The 18,719-nt window shown below is 34.8% G+C and carries 19 protein-coding genes and 1 tRNA gene; 15 read left to right on the top strand and 5 right to left on the bottom strand.

The window, feature by feature from the left end; translation table 11 throughout:
* Window positions 1-69 precede the first annotated feature (69 nt).
* Window positions 70-144 (bottom strand) — tRNA-Pro (locus ADIWIN_RS03160).
* Between the two features lie 103 nt (window positions 145-247).
* Between ADIWIN_RS03160 and ADIWIN_RS03155 the strand changes: the two genes are divergently transcribed.
* The 15 genes from ADIWIN_RS03155 to ADIWIN_RS03085 all read left to right on the top strand — a co-directional run bounded on the left by ADIWIN_RS03155 (window position 248) and on the right by ADIWIN_RS03085 (window position 16,063).
* Window positions 248-1,348: a PQQ-dependent sugar dehydrogenase gene (locus ADIWIN_RS03155; protein WP_020896092.1), complete on the top strand. Its 1,101-nt coding sequence runs from the start codon at window positions 248-250 to the stop codon at window positions 1,346-1,348.
* The gene (locus ADIWIN_RS03150) at window positions 1,345-1,788 is read left to right on the top strand and encodes a c-type cytochrome (RefSeq protein ID WP_020896091.1); all 444 of its coding nucleotides are present in this window, start codon (window positions 1,345-1,347) and stop codon (window positions 1,786-1,788) included. The genes ADIWIN_RS03155 and ADIWIN_RS03150 overlap by 4 nt, the downstream gene beginning before the upstream one ends.
* 58 nt (window positions 1,789-1,846) lie before the next feature.
* Window positions 1,847-2,452, top strand: a complete 606-nt coding sequence (gene udk, locus ADIWIN_RS03145) for a uridine kinase (protein WP_020896090.1) — start codon at window positions 1,847-1,849, stop codon at window positions 2,450-2,452.
* Window positions 2,452-2,778 carry an FtsB family cell division protein gene (locus ADIWIN_RS03140; RefSeq protein ID WP_040756433.1) on the top strand — a complete coding sequence of 109 codons (327 nt, stop codon included), beginning with the start codon at window positions 2,452-2,454 and terminating at the stop codon, window positions 2,776-2,778. The genes udk and ADIWIN_RS03140 overlap by 1 nt, the downstream gene beginning before the upstream one ends.
* The gene (locus ADIWIN_RS03135; RefSeq protein ID WP_020896088.1) at window positions 2,771-4,159 is read left to right on the top strand and encodes a methylmalonyl-CoA mutase subunit beta; all 1,389 of its coding nucleotides are present in this window, start codon (window positions 2,771-2,773) and stop codon (window positions 4,157-4,159) included. Before ADIWIN_RS03140 ends, ADIWIN_RS03135 begins: the two co-directional genes overlap by 8 nt.
* Before the next feature lie 55 nt (window positions 4,160-4,214).
* Entirely contained in the window at window positions 4,215-6,338 is a 2,124-nt protein-coding gene (gene scpA, locus ADIWIN_RS03130) for a methylmalonyl-CoA mutase (protein WP_020896087.1), read from the top strand.
* Window positions 6,339-6,391: 53 nt separating this feature from the next.
* Window positions 6,392-7,330 (top strand): alpha/beta hydrolase, encoded by a 939-nt coding sequence (locus tag ADIWIN_RS03125; protein WP_020896086.1) that lies wholly within the window; start codon window positions 6,392-6,394, stop codon window positions 7,328-7,330.
* A gap of 100 nt (window positions 7,331-7,430) precedes the next feature.
* Complete coding sequence (locus tag ADIWIN_RS03120) at window positions 7,431-10,274, top strand: M16 family metallopeptidase (protein ID WP_020896085.1); 2,844 nt, start codon at window positions 7,431-7,433, stop codon at window positions 10,272-10,274.
* 138 nt (window positions 10,275-10,412) lie between these two features.
* A complete protein-coding gene (locus ADIWIN_RS03115; protein ID WP_020896084.1) occupies window positions 10,413-11,180 on the top strand; it encodes a ParA family protein in 768 nt (255 codons plus the stop codon).
* The gene (locus ADIWIN_RS03110; RefSeq protein WP_020896083.1) at window positions 11,180-12,082 is read left to right on the top strand and encodes a ParB/RepB/Spo0J family partition protein; all 903 of its coding nucleotides are present in this window, start codon (window positions 11,180-11,182) and stop codon (window positions 12,080-12,082) included. Before ADIWIN_RS03115 ends, ADIWIN_RS03110 begins: the two co-directional genes overlap by 1 nt.
* Entirely contained in the window at window positions 12,072-12,659 is a 588-nt protein-coding gene (locus ADIWIN_RS03105) for a DUF5683 domain-containing protein (RefSeq protein ID WP_040756432.1), read from the top strand. The genes ADIWIN_RS03110 and ADIWIN_RS03105 overlap by 11 nt, the downstream gene beginning before the upstream one ends.
* Before the next feature lies 1 nt (window position 12,660).
* Entirely contained in the window at window positions 12,661-13,362 is a 702-nt protein-coding gene (gene dapB / locus ADIWIN_RS03100; protein ID WP_020896081.1) for a 4-hydroxy-tetrahydrodipicolinate reductase, read from the top strand.
* 63 nt (window positions 13,363-13,425) lie between these two features.
* Window positions 13,426-15,030: a signal peptidase I gene (lepB, locus tag ADIWIN_RS03095; protein ID WP_020896080.1), complete on the top strand. Its 1,605-nt coding sequence runs from the start codon at window positions 13,426-13,428 to the stop codon at window positions 15,028-15,030.
* Between the two features lie 21 nt (window positions 15,031-15,051).
* The gene (locus tag ADIWIN_RS03090) at window positions 15,052-15,672 is read left to right on the top strand and encodes a WbqC family protein (RefSeq protein ID WP_020896079.1); all 621 of its coding nucleotides are present in this window, start codon (window positions 15,052-15,054) and stop codon (window positions 15,670-15,672) included.
* An 82-nt stretch (window positions 15,673-15,754) separates the two neighbouring features.
* Complete coding sequence (locus tag ADIWIN_RS03085) at window positions 15,755-16,063, top strand: DUF6122 family protein (RefSeq protein ID WP_020896078.1); 309 nt, start codon at window positions 15,755-15,757, stop codon at window positions 16,061-16,063.
* 1 nt (window position 16,064) lies between these two features.
* On the opposite strand, the gene ADIWIN_RS21125 is transcribed toward ADIWIN_RS03085, so the two are convergent.
* From ADIWIN_RS21125 to ADIWIN_RS03070, 4 genes are read right to left on the bottom strand one after another with little or no spacing between them, the layout of a single operon-like run.
* On the bottom strand, window positions 16,065-16,400 hold the full coding sequence (locus tag ADIWIN_RS21125; RefSeq protein WP_235046990.1) for an endonuclease/exonuclease/phosphatase family protein: 336 nt from the start codon (window positions 16,398-16,400) through the stop codon (window positions 16,065-16,067).
* Window positions 16,340-17,086: an endonuclease/exonuclease/phosphatase family protein gene (locus ADIWIN_RS03080; RefSeq protein ID WP_235046988.1), complete on the bottom strand. Its 747-nt coding sequence runs from the start codon at window positions 17,084-17,086 to the stop codon at window positions 16,340-16,342. The genes ADIWIN_RS21125 and ADIWIN_RS03080 overlap by 61 nt, the downstream gene beginning before the upstream one ends.
* A gap of 5 nt (window positions 17,087-17,091) precedes the next feature.
* On the bottom strand, window positions 17,092-17,964 hold the full coding sequence (locus tag ADIWIN_RS03075) for a rhomboid family intramembrane serine protease (RefSeq protein WP_040756431.1): 873 nt from the start codon (window positions 17,962-17,964) through the stop codon (window positions 17,092-17,094).
* Window positions 17,965-17,966: 2 nt separating this feature from the next.
* Window positions 17,967-18,719: a rhomboid family intramembrane serine protease gene (locus ADIWIN_RS03070; RefSeq protein WP_040756430.1), complete on the bottom strand. Its 753-nt coding sequence runs from the start codon at window positions 18,717-18,719 to the stop codon at window positions 17,967-17,969.

Genomic DNA, 18,719 nt, shown 5'->3' with positions numbered 1-18,719 from the left:
TCATAATTAAAAACAAAAAACTCTGTAAATCTTTAGACTTACAGAGTTTCTTTATTTGGGATAAAGTAGTCGGGGTGGCAGGATTCGAACCTGCGGCCTCCACGTCCCAAACGTGGCGCGATAACCGGGCTACGCTACACCCCGAATTTTGGTTTCCCTATTTCGGACTGCAAATATATAATTTTTCTTTACAATCCAACAACAATTGTCTAACTTTAAACTCTTAATCTTTTTTAGACAATAATCTATGGATACGAAAACTATCATTATCGGATTAATCCTCTCTAGCACACTAGCTTGTGCACAAGATCAAAATCCTAAAAATTTAGAAAACACACACGAAGTTATAGTTTCAGACCTTAATATTCCTTGGGGTTTTGCATTTCTTCCTGATAATTCGATGTTAATTACCGAAAAATCAGGTGAGCTTATTCATTTTAAGAATGGAACAAAAACAAGTATTTCCGGACTGCCAGAAATCTATGTTCGTGGGCAAGGCGGTTTATTGGATGTTATTCTACACCCTAATTACGATAAAAATGGTTGGGTATATTTTTCTTATGCCTCCTCTGAAGGTGATGATTCAGGTGGAAATACAACTATAGCAAGAGCGCAACTAAAAGACAATACCTTAACTAATTTACAAGTTTTATATAAGGCTTCACCCGACACTACCAAAGGTCAACATTTTGGCTCTCGTTTAGCTTTTGACGATGATGGTTATTTATACTTTTCCGTCGGAGACCGAGGAAATAGAGATGAAAACCCACAAGATATCACTAGAGATGGTGGAAAAATTTACCGTCTTAATGATGATGGCTCTATCCCAGAAGACAATCCCTTTATTAATGAATCTGAAGCAAAAACAGCTATTTATTCTTATGGCCACAGAAATCCTCAAGGCATGACAATTCACCCAGATTCAAGACAAATATGGACTCACGAACATGGCCCAAAAGGTGGTGACGAAATAAACATTATCAAAGCTGGCAAAAATTACGGTTGGCCTGTAATTAGTTACGGAGTCAATTATATTGGTACAAAATTTACCGATATTACCGAAAAAGAAGGCATGGAACAGCCAATTCACTATTGGGATCCTTCTATTGCACCAAGTGGAATGGCGTTTATTAAAAGTGACAAGTATGGTGATTGGGATGGAAACCTACTCGTAGGCTCCCTAAAATTTCAATATTTAGACATGTGTACTCTCAAAGATAATAAGGTAATAAAAGAAGAACGCTTGCTAGATGGATTAGGACGCGTAAGATGCGTAGAGCAAGGTCCTGATGGCTTCATTTACGTAGCTATAGAAAATTTAGGAATTGTAAAATTGATAAGAAAATGAAAAACATAATTATTCTCGGAATTTTGATGCTAACTGTTGTATCATGTAATTCAAACACTAAAAAAACGAATACAATAGCTCAAAATTATAATACCGTAAGTCAAGACAATCCTAAACTTACAGCAAGCATTGAACGTGGCAAAATTACCTATAATGATATGTGCATCACTTGTCACTTACCAAACGGTGAAGGTGTGCCTAGGGCGTTTCCTCCCCTAGCCGATTCAGATTTTTTAAGAGAAAACCAAACCGAAAGCATCAAAGCTGCAAAATACGGCATGTCTGGCGAAATTGTAGTAAACGGCATCACTTACAATAGTACAATGGCACCATTAGGCCTTTCAGATAAAGAAGTCGCTGATGTTATCAATTACATCAATAACAGCTGGGGAAATGCTATTAACAACTTTGTAACACCCGAGAAAGTTTCCGAATTATAAATGAACTATACTACATAAATAATTAAATTTGTAGCATTCAAACAAATCAAAATTAAATATGCTTATTATAGGAATTGCAGGTGGTACAGGCTGCGGAAAAACAACAGTCGTAAACACTATTTTAAAAGAATTACCTGAAGGTGAAGTTGGAGTAATATCCCAAGATTCCTATTATAAGGATACCTCGCATTTAAGTTTTGAAGAACGTGTTAAAATTAACTTTGACCATCCAAGGTCTATCGATTTTGAATTATTAGAGCAACATCTCATAGAATTAAGAGCAGGAAACAGTATTAATCAACCTGTATATTCATTTGTAAAACACAACCGAACAGGCGATGTTATTGTTACAAAACCAAGGAAAGTTATGATTGTTGAAGGGATACTAATACTATCTCATGCTGAGATCCGAGATCTTTTTGACATCAAAATATATGTACATGCGGATTCCGATGAACGTTTAATACGACGTTTAAGACGAGATATTACAGAACGAGGCCGTGACATCAACGAAGTGCTTCAACGCTATCAGTCGACATTAAAACCCATGCATCAGCAATTTATTGAGCCAATGAAAGAATACGCTGATATCATTATACCAAACAACAAATACAACACCGTTGCTGTAGATATCGTTAAAACCATAATCAACGAACGCTTATAATGTCTAAATTCAATATTAAATATCTAAAACCTCTTAAGAACATCTATGTTATAGTTCTTGTCGTTTTCATGGTTTGGATGTTATTTTTTGATGCGCATTCATGGTTATTTCATCATGAGTTAAATGGAGATATTAACGAATTAGAATACCAAAAAAAACACTACCGTAAAGAGATGGCTAAAGACAACAAAGCCATTAAAGAACTAAGTACAGACGAAGGTATTGAGCGTACAGCGCGCGAAACTTACTATATGAAGAAATCTAACGAAGATATTTTCATTATTGAATACGAAGACAGTATTCCGAAAAACAAACAAGATGAGTAAATCATTATTTAAAGATTTTGATTCTGTGTCTTCAAAAGCATGGAAACAAAAAATACAAGTCGATCTCAAAGGTGCAGATTATAACGATACACTAATCTGGAAAACCAATGAAGACATCAATGTAAAACCGTTTTACCATGCAGATGAATTTGAAACCTTACCTGAAGTTTCAAAAAGCAAGGCAACCAAATGGAAAATATGTCAATCTATTGTAGTTACAGATGCTAAAGTCGCTAATTTAAAAGCTATAGATGCTATTTATCGCGGTGCTGAAAGTTTAATTTTCAATATTGAATCAGAAACTGTCTCCACTAAAGATTTGTTTCAAAATATTGATTTAACTAAAACAAGTGTTGATGTTAAGTGTGATTTTCTTTCTAAAGACTATATTGAAAACACCCTTTCTGCTACTCGGAGCATGATCACTGAGCCAAGTCAAAGTGAAATTCATATCCACACAGACATCATAGGAAATCTAGCCAAAACAGGAAACTGGTTTAGCAACCTCAATGATGATTTTAGTAAATTTAAAGCGATTGTAAAATCAACAAAACAAATCAGTATAGATTTGGGGTTATACCAAAATGCCGGAGCTACAATTGTACAGCAATTAGCATACAGTTTAGCTCATGTTAATGAGTATTTAAATATCTACGAAGAACATAAAGACACGTCTTTAAGTGAAGTAAACGTGACATTTAACATATCAATCGGTTCAAACTACTTCTTCGAAATAGCAAAAATTAGAGCTTTACGCCAATTATGGTCAACACTAGCTTCCGAATATAGTGTAAATACAGAATGTAGAATCATTGCCACACCGAGTAAACGCAATACAACCATTTACGATTATAACATTAATATGTTGAGAACCACAACGGAATGCATGAGTGCCATTCTTGGTGGTGCAAATGTAATTTGCAACCTACCTTATGATGCTTTATTCCATAAACCAAATGAATTTGGAGATCGCATTGCCAGAAACCAGCTCTTAGTTTTAAAGAATGAAAGCTACTTTGACAAAGTAAATAATCCTGCAGATGGAGCTTATTATATTGAAAGTTTAACTGAACAATTAGCCGAAAAAGCATTAGAACTTTTTAAAGATATTGAAGCGAATGGAGGTTTTTTAAGTCAGATGAAAGAAGGCACCATTCAGCGAAAAATTAAAGAAAGTGCCGCTAAAGAACAAGCCGATTTTGATGCTGAAAAATTAGTCCTATTAGGCACCAACAAGCATCCCAATTCAGAAGACAAAATGAAAGCTGACCTAGAAGTTAGTCCATTTTTAAAAATCGAAAAGCGCAAAACTTTAATTGAACCAATTATTGAGAAAAGATTATCTGAAAAATTGGAAATCAAAAGATTAAGCAAGGAGTAAAACTCACTATAGAAAAAACCTATAGTAGCTTTACACCCTTAAAAACACATTCATAATGTCAAGAAAAAACCTTCAACATATAACCCTAAAGAACGAAGCGAGAAGCATAAATCCTGAAGAAGAAAACGACTTTTTAACAGCCGAAAATATCACCGTAAAATCGTACTATTCAAAAGCTGATATTCAAGATTTAGAACACCTCAATTTTGTTGCTGGCATCGCACCAAATCTTCGTGGACCATATTCAACTATGTATGTCCGCAGACCATGGACGATTAGACAATATGCAGGCTTTTCTACAGCAGAAGAGAGTAATGCTTTTTACAGAAGAAATCTAGCCGCAGGCCAAAAAGGATTATCAGTAGCCTTCGACTTAGCCACACACAGAGGCTATGATTCTGATCACGAACGTGTAGTTGGAGATGTTGGTAAAGCAGGTGTAGCCATAGACTCGGTTGAAGACATGAAAATTCTCTTCGACCAAATCCCATTAGATAAAATGTCGGTATCCATGACAATGAACGGAGCCGTGTTACCCATTATGGCATTTTATATTGTAGCTGCAGAAGAACAAGGAGTTCAACCAGATCAACTCGCAGGAACGATTCAAAATGACATCCTAAAAGAGTTTATGGTGAGAAATACCTACATCTACCCACCTACTCCATCTATGAAGATCATCTCTGACATATTTGAATACTCTAGCAAGAATATGCCAAAGTTCAACAGTATTAGCATATCAGGCTACCACATGCAAGAAGCAGGAGCCACTTGTGATATCGAATTAGCATACACCTTAGCAGATGGCCTAGAGTATATAAGAAAAGGGCTTGAAGCAGGTATGGACATTGACACTTTCGCCCCGAGATTATCCTTTTTCTGGGCAATTGGCATGAATCACTTTATGGAAATCGCCAAAATGCGTGCTGCGCGAATGTTATGGGCAAAACTCGTAAAGCAATTCAACCCAAAGAATCAGAAGTCGTTAGCACTAAGAACCCACTGCCAAACGTCTGGCTGGAGTCTTACCGAGCAAGACCCTTTTAACAACGTAGCAAGAACCTGCATTGAAGCCTCAGCAGCAGCCTTTGGCGGCACACAAAGCTTGCACACTAACGCTTTAGACGAAGCTATTGCTTTACCAACAGACTTTTCTGCTCGTATCGCAAGAAATACACAGATATATTTACAACAAGAAACGCAGATCACAAAAACTGTAGATCCCTGGGCTGGTAGTTATTATGTTGAAAAACTGACTGACGACATTACGAAAGAAGCGTGGAAACTTATACAGGAAGTCGAAGAACTAGGTGGCATGACCAAAGCTATTGAGGCTGGCATACCCAAACTACGCATCGAAGAAGCTGCGGCTCGCAAACAGGCCAGGATAGACTCAACACAAGACATTATTGTTGGAGTTAACAAATACCGCTTAGAACAAGAAGACCCAATATCCACTCTCGAAGTAGACAATCAAACCGTAAGACTACAGCAAATTGAGCGCTTAAACAGCATAAAAGCAAGTCGTGATAATACCGCCGTCACAGAGGCATTGTTAAAACTAACAGAATCCGCAAAGACAAGTGAAGGAAATTTATTAGCTTTAGCAGTAGATGCTGCAAGAAAACGTGCAACTTTAGGAGAGATAAGCGATGCTCTAGAAGTTGAGTTTGGCAGATATAAAGCACAAATTAAATCATTTTCAGGCGTGTATAGCAAAGAAATAAAAGACGACAAAAGCTTTCAAAAAGCAAGAGAATTAGCAAATCAATTTGCAGAGCAAGACGGACGAAGACCTCGAATTATGATTGCCAAAATGGGACAAGATGGACACGACAGAGGTGCTAAAGTTGTTGCTACGAGTTATGCAGATGTAGGGTTTGATGTAGACATTGGACCACTCTTTCAAACACCAAAAGAAGCCGCAAAGCAAGCCGTTGAAAATGACGTTCACATACTTGGCATATCTTCCTTAGCAGCAGGACATAAAACTCTAGTGCCTCAAGTAATAGAAGAACTAAAAAAATACGGTAGAGATGATATTATGGTCATCGTTGGTGGTGTGATACCGAAACAAGATTACCAATATTTATTCGACGCTGGTGCTGTTGCTGTCTTTGGGCCGGGAACTAAAATTAGTGAAGCCGCTATTCAGATTTTGGAAATACTGATTGACTAGTATATCGCTTTTCTTTTCAAATTTCATACCCCACTAAATAGCTCCAATCCTGCATGAAAAAAAACAGAAAAACAAAATTCATAAAACGTGTTTTACTAATTCTAACTATAGCAGGATTAATACTTATACATTTTGTTTTCCCTCGTTTTATAATGCAAACAAGAAATCCTATTGCTCAACTGTTTAAAACAGAAAAAGTTATAAATGCCCAATTAGAATCTAACGACAACTCTAAATTCAAAAGAAAGAAGTTAACGATTATAACCTTTGACAACCTTAAGCTATCTGCCCTATTAACATACTCGAGCTTACAAAACACTAAAGGCACAATAATATTATTGCATGGTAGTAGCCATAATAAAGATCATTTTCTCGGGTTAAGTGAATTTTTAGCTACAAATGGCTTTAACTCGGTAGCGTTAGATTCTAGAGGGTTTGGCGAAAGCGAAGGTCAGTTTCTTACGTATGGAGTTAAAGAAACAAAAGACATTCAGACACTAATTAGCCAATTAATTAAAGATGAAAATTTAGGCAACATCGGTCTTTGGGGACAATCCATAGGAGGTGCGTTTACATTACAAGCAATGGGAATGGATAAGCGTATTAAATACGGCATTGCAGAAAGTTCATATAAAAACTTAAAAACAAATATTCAATATTATTTTAAGCGTCACGCAGGGTTCAACCTAGAATTATTCAGTAATTATTTAGTTGACAGAGCAGGACGTATTGCCGATTTCAATCCCGATGACGCTAACCCATACAAATACAGTGAAAATATTACACAACCGATACTAGTTGTTCACGGCGGAAAAGACAAACCAATCCCAATCACAAATGGCAAAGCGAACTTCTCTAGGATTAAAAGTATTGATAAAGAATTTATAGAAATAGAATCAGCTGGCCATTCAGATCTTTGGGAAACTGGAGGCGAAGATTACTTTAATTCAGTTCTAAAATTTTTGAACAGACAAGCTCTATCTTCAAACTAAGTGTTTAGTTAAAATATCGTTATTCCTTTAACTTTCATGATTTTATGTTTAAATTAGTGGAAATTTCTTATAAACACTAATCCATTAAATCCAGCAATCAATGAAAAAATTTAGTATTGGTACATTAGTAATAATGTGTCTAACCTTTGTATTTCCCTTAAATGCTCAGGTTGTAGCCACAACACCAGATTCAAAAGTTACTTACAATCCATCAGATCTCATTCCCACAGACCCTAATGTAAAAACAGGCACTTTATCAAACGGTCTCACTTATTACATTCAAAACAACCCAAAACCTGAAAACAAAGTCGAACTGAGACTTGTTATTAATGCTGGTTCTATTCTAGAAGACGAAGACCAATTAGGCTTAGCACACTTTATGGAACATATGTGCTTTAATGGCACCAAAAATTTCAAAAAAAATGAGTTAGTTGATTACCTTCAAAGTATTGGTGTAAAGTTTGGAGCGCACCTAAATGCTTATACTAGTTTCGATGAAACTGTTTACATCCTCCCTATTCCTAGCGATGATCCGGAAAAACTTGAAAAAGGTTTTCAAATCATAGAAGATTGGGCGCACAACGCGCTTTTAACCGATGAAGAGATAGACAATGAACGTGGTGTTGTTTTAGAAGAATACCGTTTAGGTAAAGGAGCTGACGAACGCATGATGCAAGAATACTTACCAAAAATGATGCATGGTTCCATGTATGCAGAACGACTTCCTATTGGCACAAAAGAGAATTTAGAAACTTTTAAATACGAAAGCCTAAAGCGTTTTTATAAAGATTGGTACAGACCAGATTTAATGGCCGTAATTGCCGTGGGAGATATTGATGTATCAGTATTAGAAGAAAAAATAAAGTCACATTTCGGACATATAAAAAATCCGAAAAACCCAAAACCAAGACCATCATTCGATTTACCTAACCATAAGGAAACCTTTGTTGCCATTGAATCCGATAAGGAAGCACCATTTTCAAACGTACAATTAATGTTTAAAGATAAAGTAAACTCTAAACCAGATGTTACTTACGCTGATTATAGAAAATCTATGGTTGAGAATTTATTCTCTCAAATGATAAATAATCGACTAGATGAAATTAGAAATGGAGACAATCCTCCTTTTGTATATGGCTTTACTTACTACGGCGGCACGTATGCACGTACTAAGAATGCTTTTCAATCTTCTGCTATGACGAGTCCGACCGGACAATTAGACGCATTAAAAACACTTTTAGTAGAAAATCAACGTGTTCTTCAACATGGCTTTTTTGAAGGAGAATTTAATCGTGCTAAAAAAGACATCATTGCCAATATGGAACGCGCCTTTAAAGATAGAGACAAAATGGAATCTAACAGAATTGTCGGCCGTTACGTTAGTAATTTCTTAGAGCAAAACCCTATTCCTAGTATGGATTGGAGATTCGACTTTATGAATGCACAATTACCAACTATTACATTAGATGAAGTTAACGCATTGATTAAATCTTATATCAAAGAAGACAACCGCGTTATTATACTTACAGGTCCAGAAAAAGACGATTTAGAACAAGTTAAAGAAGCGGAAGTATTAGAATTATTAGATTCTGTTAATGCAATGGATTTAAAACCTTATGAAGACAAGGCTGTTGCTTCATCTTTAATGACTAAAATGCCATCAAAAGGCAGTATCGCAGACTATAAAACAGATGAAACACTAGGCACAACCACGTTATTATTAAGCAATGGAGCTACAGTAACTTACAAAAAGACTGATTTTAAGAATGATGAAATTTTATTTGACGCGTTTAGCTATGGAGGAACTTCGTTATATACTGATGAAGACTACAAAGCAACTTCTAATGCTAATGGAGGTTTAACAGAAGCTGGAGTTAATGGTTTTGATAAGATTGAATTAGGAAAAATGATGTCTGGTAAAATTGCAAATGTAAGATTGTCAATTGGCACTTATAGCGAAGGGTTATCAGGCAATACAACACCTAAAGATTTAGAAACACTATTTCAATTAACGCATCTACACTTTACGGCTTTAAATAAAGATGAAAACGCCTTTAAAAGTTTTGCTGATAAACAAAAGGCGTTTTTAGGCAATCTTCTATCTAGTCCACAATTTTATTTTCAAGATCAATTGTCAGAGTTTATTTATGGAAAAAACCCAAGATATACCGGATTCCCAACTGCTGAAGACATGGATAACGCAGATTATAATTTAGCATACGAAAAATACAAAGAACGTTTTGCCGATGCAGGTGATTTCCATTTCTATTTTGTAGGTAATATTGACGAAACTAAGTTTGTTGAATTATGCGAAACTTATTTAGCTAGTTTACCTTCAACTAAAAGCAACGAATCTTATAACGTAAGCGATTTTAGACCCTTAACAGGTTCTCATAAAAAGATTATTGAGAAAGGCGAAGATCCAAAAAGCTCAGTAAGAATAACTTATCACGGTCCAACCGATTACAGTGAAAAAGAAGCTCATGCCTTAAAAAGTTTAGCTGAAGTTTTATCAATTAAATTAATTGAAAAGTTACGTGAAGAAGAAGGAGGCGTATACGGAGCTGGTGCCAATGCGAGTATTAGTAATATGCCTTATGATTGGTTTAGGTTTAACATTAGCTTTCCTTGCGGTCCGGAAAATGTTGATAAACTTATAACAGCAACGATGAAAGAAGTCGATCTTTTAGTAAAAGAAGGCCCAACAGAAAAAGATTTAGAAAAAGTAAAAAAAGCTCAAATCTTAGATTATAAAGAAGATTTAAAAACCAATAGATTTTGGTTAGGGCAGCTTAAAAATGCAGACTACCTCAAAAAAGATGCACATAACATTTTAAAATTTGAAGATGCTGTAAATAGCTTAACCGTAGCCGACCTGCACGATGCGGCAAAAAAATATTTAACTCAAGGTTATATCACTGGTATTCATAATCCAGAAAAATAAAATTATCCTCTTAATATTAAGCAGCCTTTTATATTTCTATAGAAGGCTGCTTTTTTTTATAGAACTGTTAACAACTTCAATTTCTTAAAGTCGTAAATAATCGTAATTTTAAGCCCTTATATTTAACCAAATCATTTAATGGGTAAAATCATTGCGATAGCAAATCAGAAAGGAGGAGTTGGTAAGACAACAACCTCAGTAAATTTAGCCGCTTCACTAGGTGCCCTAGAGAAGAAAGTGCTGCTTATAGATGCCGATCCTCAAGCCAACGCAAGTTCGGGTTTAGGTATTGATGTAGACGCTGTTGAGATAGGCTCCTACCAGGTTTTAGAACACACTGCTTTAGCAAAAGACGCCATTGTAGCTTCTAATGCACCCAATGTAGATATTTTACCTGCTCATATCGATCTTGTAGCTATAGAAATTGAGTTAGTAGATAAAGAAGAGCGTGAATACATGCTTAAAAAGGCTATTACCGATTTAAAAACGGAATATGATTACATTTTAATTGATTGTGCGCCGTCCCTAGGATTACTTACGTTAAATGCCTTAACAGCCGCAGATTCAGTAATTATACCTATTCAATGTGAATATTTTGCATTAGAAGGTTTAGGTAAACTGTTAAATACTATTAAAAGTGTACAGAAAATCCATAATGAAGCGTTAGACATAGAAGGTTTATTATTAACAATGTTCGATTCTCGTTTACGCTTATCTAACCAGGTCGTAGAAGAAGTTCAGAAACACTTTAGTGATATGGTGTTTGATACGATTATTCAAAGAAACGTACGCTTAGGTGAAGCACCAAGTTATGGAGAGAGCATTATTAATTATGATGTAAGCAGCAAAGGAGCAGTAAATTATTTGAGCCTAGCAAAGGAGCTGATAAAGAAAAATGAATTATAATGGCGAAAGCGACAAAAAAACAAGCATTAGGACGTGGTCTTTCTGCCTTACTAAAAGATCCTGATAACGATATAAATTCTGCCGAAGATATCAATGCAGATAAAGTGGTTGGTAATATTGTAGAACTCGATATTGAAAGTATTGAGGTCAATCCATTTCAACCAAGAACTAATTTTAATGAAGAAACATTAAAAGAACTTGCGTCTTCCATTCGCGAGCTTGGAGTTATTCAACCTATAACGGTTAGAAAATTAGCATTTAACAAATACCAATTAGTATCTGGTGAGCGTCGTTTTAGAGCTTCAAAACTAATTGGATTAGAAGTCATTCCGGCATATATAAGAATTGCTAATGACCAAGAGTCATTAGAAATGGCTTTGGTAGAGAATATTCAACGTCAAGATTTAGACCCAATAGAAATTGCTTTATCGTATCAACGTTTAATTGATGAAATTCAACTAACACAAGAGCAAATGAGCGAACGTGTTGGAAAAAAACGTTCTACAATTGCAAATTATTTACGTTTATTAAAGCTAGATCCAATCATACAAACAGGTATGAGAGATGGTTTTATTAGCATGGGTCATGGGAGAGCTATGGTCAATATTGAAGACCAAGTAGATCAACTAGAAGTTTACGAAAAAATCATTACCAATAAATTATCCGTTAGAGCTACGGAACAATTAGTAAAGAACTTAAATTCTGATGCACCAGCTAAAACAGAAGAACCTACTTTCGAAATTCCCAAGCATATTAAAAAAGGGGTAAGAGACTTTTCAGAATACTTCGGTCATAAGATAGACGTTAAGGTTACTAAGACAGGAAGCGGAAAAATAACAATACCGTTCCATTCTGAAGAAGATTTTAACCGAATTAAAAAATTAGTTCAACGTGACAAATAGAGGGTTTTACAGTCTTTTAGCCTGCTTGTTTTCTGTACTTTTTTCATTTTCACAAATAGAAAAAGACAGCATTAGTATTGCCATAGAAGAAAGTCCAATTATTGCGAACGAAACCTTAATTAAAAAAGAAATAGATCCTTTAAGACCTTCTAAGGCTGCTTTTTACTCTGCAGTACTTCCTGGTTTAGGTCAGGCTTACAATAAAAAATATTGGAAAATTCCGATTGTTTGGGGAGCCATAGGTACAGGAGTATATTTCTTTATTAATAATGATAAGCAGTTTGACCGTTATAGAGATGCTTATAAAAGTCGTTTAGCAGGTTATACAACAGACGAATTTTATGGTTCAATTTCTGATGAGGGACTTATTAGAGCACAAGAACAGTTTAGGCGAAATAAAGAAATGTCTGTTTTAATAACTTTAGGCTTATATGCTCTAAATATTATTGATGCTAATATAGACGCACATTTACTTCAATTTAATGTCGACGAAAACCTAAGTCTTAGTCCACATTATCAGTATAACCAAATGGAAAACACTTCGGATTTGGGACTAACGTTTAATTTTAAATTTTAACATGAAAATAGCTTTACTCGGTTATGGAAGAATGGGCAAAAGTATTGAGGCTATCGCAGTAAATCGCAGTCACAGTATTGTATTGAAAGTATCAGATGCAGATTCTAATTATGATTTTGCCGATGCTGATGTTGCCATAGACTTTAGTATTCCATCAGTTGCCGTCGCTAACATAAAAAAAGCTTTGGATGCTGGCGTTCCTGTAATATCAGGAACAACAGGTTGGTTAGATCATTACGATGAGATTATTGACTACTGCAACTCTAAAGAAGGTACTTTTCTTTATGCTTCAAATTTTAGTTTAGGTGTTAACCTTTTCTTTGAACTCAACAAAAAATTGATTGAATTAATGTCTGGCTTTTCTGAATACACAACAGAAATAGAAGAAATTCATCATACACAAAAATTAGACGCACCAAGTGGAACTGCAATCACGTTGGCAGAGCAGATTATAGAGCATACCAATTATAACAATTGGACTTTAGACGAACCAAAGCCTACCGAAATTCAGATTGATGCTAAACGCATTGAAGGAGTGCCTGGCACACATGAGATTACCTATAATTCTGAAGTAGATGCTATAAGCATTAAACATACAGCGCACAGTAGACAAGGTTTTGCTATGGGAGCTGTAATCGCTGCAGAATGGATTAAAAACAAAAAAGGCATCTTTAGTATGAAAGATGTGTTAAACATTGGTTAATTTGCCAATGTATTGCAACGAATTAAAATAATTTTCAACCTACACTAGACAAAATATAAGGTTATGACCTGGACACAATGGTTTATTTTTATACTCATTTTACAAATTATACATGGACTAGCGACATGGAAATTATATATTAAAGCCGGCAGAAAAGCTTGGGAAGCATTTGTGCCAATTTATAATGCAGTGGTATTAATGAAAATTATCTCACGCCCTTGGTGGTGGGTAATTTTAATGTTTTTACCAATTGTAAACCTTATTATGATTCCTGCAGTTTGGGTAGAAACCGCTCGTTCTTTTGGAAAAGACAGTAAAATCGATGCCCTTTTATGCATTGTTACTTTAGGTTTTTACCTGTTCTATCTCAATTATGTTGCCGATGTTAATTATATTGAAGACAGACAACTTAAGCCAAAAACATCATCAGGAGAATGGATTAGCTCTATTCTTTTCGCTGTAGTAGCCGCAACGATTGTACATACGTATTTCTTTCAACCTTTTGTGATTCCTTCATCGTCTTTAGAAAAGTCTTTATTGGTTGGTGACTTTCTAATTGTGAGTAAGTTTCATTATGGTGCACGTACTCCAATGACCACAGTTGGCGCACCAATGGTACATGATACGATTCCTGTTTTAGGAAAGAAATCATACCTATATAACGATAATTTCGAAGAACGCAACACCTCTTGGATTAATAAACTCCAACTGCCTTTTTTAAGATTACCAGGATTTGAAAATGTAGAACGTAATGATATCGTCGTTTTTAATCAGCCAGCAGATACCTTGCTGAACATGAATGATTTTAATCCAGACCGAAATTATTACAAGCCTATCGATAAAAAAACCAACTTAGTAAAACGCTGTGTTGGTGTCGCTGGTGATACTTTAGAAATTAGAAATGGGTATGTCTTTATTAACGGGAAACAAAATAAGTTACCACCAAGATCTCATCTTCAATTTTCTTACGACATTACGTTTAAGAGGCAATTACAACCCATGCGAATTATTGATATTTTAAAGAAATATGATATTACAGATGGTTTAGGTTATGGAACTACTGAAGGCTCTTATTCTATACCTGCTGCAACGGATGATGCCATTGCTAAATTAAGATTACATCCTGAAGTCGCATCTATTGTACCTACAAAACAAGAAAAAGGCGTTGATGGCAATATTTTCCCTAAAGACAAGAATTACCCTTGGAATTCAGATTTCTTTGGACCAATGTGGATTCCTAAAGCTGGTGGTACTGTAAATTTAACTACTGAAAATATTTCTATATATAAACGTGTGATTGGAGAATACGAAGGTCACAACGTTGTGACTAGAGGTGATCAAATTTTTATTGACGACCAACCGGCTACTTCATATACTTTTAAGCAAGATTACTATTGGATGATGGGTGACAACAGACACAATTCTATTGATAGCCGTTATTGGGGATTTGTGCCTAACGATCATATTTTTGGTAAACCTGTATTCATTTGGATGAGTATTGATGGTATTAACGATGGTATTAAAAACTGGAGTTTCCGTTGGGACCGAATATTCACAACTGTCAGTGGTGGTAATGAACGTACGTCTTATTTAATTCCGTTTATTGTCCTTGTTTTAGGAATCACATTCTTTAACAAATGGAGAAAGAAGAAAAAGGCAACATCATAAAAACAGACTAAATTAGTCGCTATGACAGGTCTTATACATCCGACATATTTCCCAAATATTGCACACTTTTGGGCTGTTGTGAATGCGGATTCGATACATCTTGAGGTCTTTGATAATTATCAAAAACAATCCTACAGAAACCGGACCGAAATTTATGGTGCTAATGGTAAGTTGGCTTTAACAGTTCCTGTGAGTTACACACAGAAGAACAGACAGCTTTATAAAAATGTGAAGATTGCCAATGAAGAACAATGGCAACTCCTCCATTTAAAGTCGCTACAATCGGCTTACAGTATGTCACCGTTTTTTGAGTTCTATATCGATGACTTCATGCCGCTTTTTGAAAATAAATTCGATTACATATTAGACTTTAATTTGAAATGTTTAGATATTATAATAAGCAGTCTTCAATTAAACATCAGACCTATTCAATCGACTGTATTTGAAAAAGAACCTATTAATAAAACAGATTATAGAAATTTAGTAAAGCGAAATTCTGAAGTCAAAACCTTTGAGTCATACACCCAAGTTTTTACTGAAAAGCATGGGTTTATTCCTAATCTTAGTATTTTAGATCTGTTATTTAATGAAGGACCAAACACAGAATTGTATTTAAAAAAGCAGGAATTACTAATCATTTAACTGAATTATTTTTTTTGCAATTTTCAATAGTGAAAGAACGTTGTCTAAGTCTTAACTAAAACAGTACTCAATAAAATAAATAATGCTTCAATCCTCTATTCATTACGGCATACACTTTGGCTTACCTTTGGTAGTCGCTATCGTGTTTTATAAGACGTATTGGTTAAAGGCTTATGGCATTATGATTTTAGGCATGTTAATAGATTTAGATCACTTATTAGCAAATCCTATTTTTGACCCTAACCGTTGCAGTATTAACTTTCACACACTCCACTCCTACTATGCTATTGTGGTTTATATAGCGCTACTAATTCCTAAAAAGGTACGATTGGTTGGTCTTGGATTGGTAATTCATATTATTGCAGACACCGCAGATTGCTGGCTAATGTAGTTTACTCTAAACTAAGCGTGGTTTTTATAGGGTAATGATCAGATAATTTTACATCAAAAGTTTTAAAACCATTAACTGTAAAATCTTCATCCGCTAAAATAAAATCGATTCGCATTGGAAAAAATTTAAAATCGTAAGTTCTACCAAAACCATTACCAGCAGCTTCAAACGTATCTTTTAAGTCATCACCTTTTATCATTCTGTAGATATAAGAATAAGGCGTGTTGTTAAAATCACCAGTTACTATCGTTTTATATTTTGTTTTTGACTTGTGCTCTAAAAACAATTCCACTTGATCTTGTTGTGCTTTAAACGTCGCACCAACTTGCTTAAACAAATGACTAGATGTTTCCTTTTTAGTTTTTCTACATCAGTTTCAATACCTGACGATTGCAAGTGAAATGTATAAACTCTAATGGTATCTTTTTGTTTTACAATATCGACAAAAATAGCATTGTTATAGGTATTAGGAAATTCTAACGAACCCGAATTAACAATTGGAAATTTGGAGTAAATAGCTTGACCACCTTTAACACCTTTATTGTAAGTAGCATTAAAGTCATTGTATCCTTCAAGTTTTACTTGTTCGCTTCTTGGGTATTCTTGAAGACACAAAACATCTGGCTGCTCTCTCTTTATAAAATCGAGAATAGTCTCCTTTACTGTTTTATCCTTCAACCAATCATATTTATTAAAAAGTCTGACGTTAAACGACATCACGGAAAAACTAGCTTCATCTTTAGTATCTTCTGATGCTGAAAACTTATACATTGAATTTATATAATTCCAGCCCAACAACAACACAATTAACGATAACAGCATTTGTTTCTTTACACGAAGTAACCAGTAAATAAAGAAAACAATATTGAATAAGATCAATAAAGGAACACCTAAACTCAGAACAGATAGTGACGCAAAACTTCTCGGTGAAACATAAGGTAAGATATAAGATATGAGCAATAAAAATGCCACCAACGAATTGATGATAAACACAATTTTACTACCAAATTTTAAACCTTTCACGCGTTTTAGTCTTTACCTACTTTAAATAAAAATGCTTTTTCGTCGGCTGTTAAACTCTCATAACCACTTTTACTAATCTTATCGAGAATAGTATCAATCTTCTTCTGTTTATCTAACGTATCAGAAGGATTTTTAGTCTTCTTAGTCGTTGTACTTTTAGATTTATTTTTATGAACCGTTTTTAAGTTAGACTTAGGTTTAAATAAATTCATGAAACCATCCATAGTCCGCTCAAACCCTTTTCCTATATCTGTCCCTTTAAGCAGTTTAGTCGCATAAACATAACCTAATAAATACCCTCCTAAATGCGCAACATAACCACCTTGATTAAGTCCTAAAGACATTCTAAACACATCTAAACCAACGATAACCATAGCGATATGTTTCCATTTCACATTAAAGGAATTAAACAATCTAATTTCGCTATTAGGCATATAAGCAGCCACAAAAAGTAATAACGCACTGACTCCTGCAGATGCACCTACGAGTACTCCTGAAGCATTAAAGAAACTCAGTGGCACCAAATTAGCAACCGCTAAATAGGCTAAACCACCAAAAATAATTCCTAAGAAATAAATATTAAGAACCATTTTTTGGCGAAATAGATTTGTTGTCACTCTAGATAGATAGTAAAGAAACAACATATTAAACGCCAAGTGCAACAATCCATTATGTAGGAAGCCATATGTAATTAAGGACCATGGTTGCATTATAAAATCTAGGATATCTGATGGCAATTCAAAATAGCTAAACAGATTAAATCGCAACAATGATTTAAAAATAAGACCAATAAAAAACACAACAACGTTAATGGCAATGATCTTACCAAAAACATCGAGGTTCTTAAACTTGTATTTTAAATCTTGAATCGTGCTCATAATTAGTTCCAACGGTATTTATCCATTTCATTTTTCTTCCAGAAATACATCAATAAAAATCCTGTAAGTGCGCCACCAACGTGAGCCATATACGCTGTATTACTTGGGCTAAAAATGGATTGCCCTGTTAAACCAGAAAACAAATCTAACGCAATAATCGCAGGAATAAAATACTTCGCTTTAATTGGTATAGGTAAGAAAATAAGCATTAATTTATTTTCAGGAAATAGCATTCCAAAAGCTACTAAAACTCCCATAATAGCACCAGATGCGCCCACCATAGTACCGTTAAATGCACCAATAAAGCTATCAAAATGATCACCTAAAAGTGGAACCCAAGCCGTACTATACTTACCTTCACTTAAAATGCTTACCACTTCTGTTTGAGAGATCCCAGAGTCTATTAACGTTGTTAAACCTGTATTGTACTGAAAATACAAAAATGCAAGTTGTATTAAAGCAGCACCAAAACCTGAAAGCAAATAGAATACTATAAATTTTTTCCATCCAAAAACCTGTTCTACAGCTGTACCAAACATCCATAATGCAAACATATTAAATGCGATATGCATAAAATTACCGTGCATAAATATATGAGTCAAAATCTGCCAAGGTTGGAAATTTGGATTCTGAGGAAAATAAAGCGCAAACCATTGATAAAAGGCTTCTCCATTACCAATTACCAAAGTACCTATAAACATGACTACATTTATAATCAATAAATGCTTTACGGCATCCGTTATTCCTTGTCTCAT

Origin of the sequence: Winogradskyella psychrotolerans RS-3 (genome assembly GCF_000427335.1) — a bacterium.
Taxonomy (GTDB): domain Bacteria; phylum Bacteroidota; class Bacteroidia; order Flavobacteriales; family Flavobacteriaceae; genus Winogradskyella; species Winogradskyella psychrotolerans.
This window is presented reverse-complemented; position numbering and strand designations above follow the sequence as displayed.

Bases quoted from the DNA above. Each gene is read 5' to 3' on its own strand.
- ADIWIN_RS03155 (WP_020896092.1), top strand. From the start codon at position 248: ATGGATACGAAAACTATCATTATCGGATTAATCCTCTCTAGCACACTA.
- ADIWIN_RS03150 (WP_020896091.1), top strand. From the start codon at position 1,345: ATGAAAAACATAATTATTCTCGGAATTTTGATGCTAACTGTTGTATCA.
- udk (WP_020896090.1), top strand. From the start codon at position 1,847: ATGCTTATTATAGGAATTGCAGGTGGTACAGGCTGCGGAAAAACAACA.
- ADIWIN_RS03140 (WP_040756433.1), top strand. From the start codon at position 2,452: ATGTCTAAATTCAATATTAAATATCTAAAACCTCTTAAGAACATCTAT.
- ADIWIN_RS03135 (WP_020896088.1), top strand. From the start codon at position 2,771: ATGAGTAAATCATTATTTAAAGATTTTGATTCTGTGTCTTCAAAAGCA.
- scpA (WP_020896087.1), top strand. From the start codon at position 4,215: ATGTCAAGAAAAAACCTTCAACATATAACCCTAAAGAACGAAGCGAGA.
- ADIWIN_RS03125 (WP_020896086.1), top strand. From the start codon at position 6,392: ATGAAAAAAAACAGAAAAACAAAATTCATAAAACGTGTTTTACTAATT.
- ADIWIN_RS03120 (WP_020896085.1), top strand. From the start codon at position 7,431: ATGAAAAAATTTAGTATTGGTACATTAGTAATAATGTGTCTAACCTTT.
- ADIWIN_RS03115 (WP_020896084.1), top strand. From the start codon at position 10,413: ATGGGTAAAATCATTGCGATAGCAAATCAGAAAGGAGGAGTTGGTAAG.
- ADIWIN_RS03110 (WP_020896083.1), top strand. From the start codon at position 11,180: ATGGCGAAAGCGACAAAAAAACAAGCATTAGGACGTGGTCTTTCTGCC.
- dapB (WP_020896081.1), top strand. From the start codon at position 12,661: ATGAAAATAGCTTTACTCGGTTATGGAAGAATGGGCAAAAGTATTGAG.
- lepB (WP_020896080.1), top strand. From the start codon at position 13,426: ATGACCTGGACACAATGGTTTATTTTTATACTCATTTTACAAATTATA.
- ADIWIN_RS03090 (WP_020896079.1), top strand. From the start codon at position 15,052: ATGACAGGTCTTATACATCCGACATATTTCCCAAATATTGCACACTTT.
- ADIWIN_RS03085 (WP_020896078.1), top strand. From the start codon at position 15,755: ATGCTTCAATCCTCTATTCATTACGGCATACACTTTGGCTTACCTTTG.
- ADIWIN_RS03075 (WP_040756431.1), bottom strand. From the start codon at position 17,964: ATGAGCACGATTCAAGATTTAAAATACAAGTTTAAGAACCTCGATGTT.
- ADIWIN_RS03070 (WP_040756430.1), bottom strand. From the start codon at position 18,719: ATGAGACAAGGAATAACGGATGCCGTAAAGCATTTATTGATTATAAAT.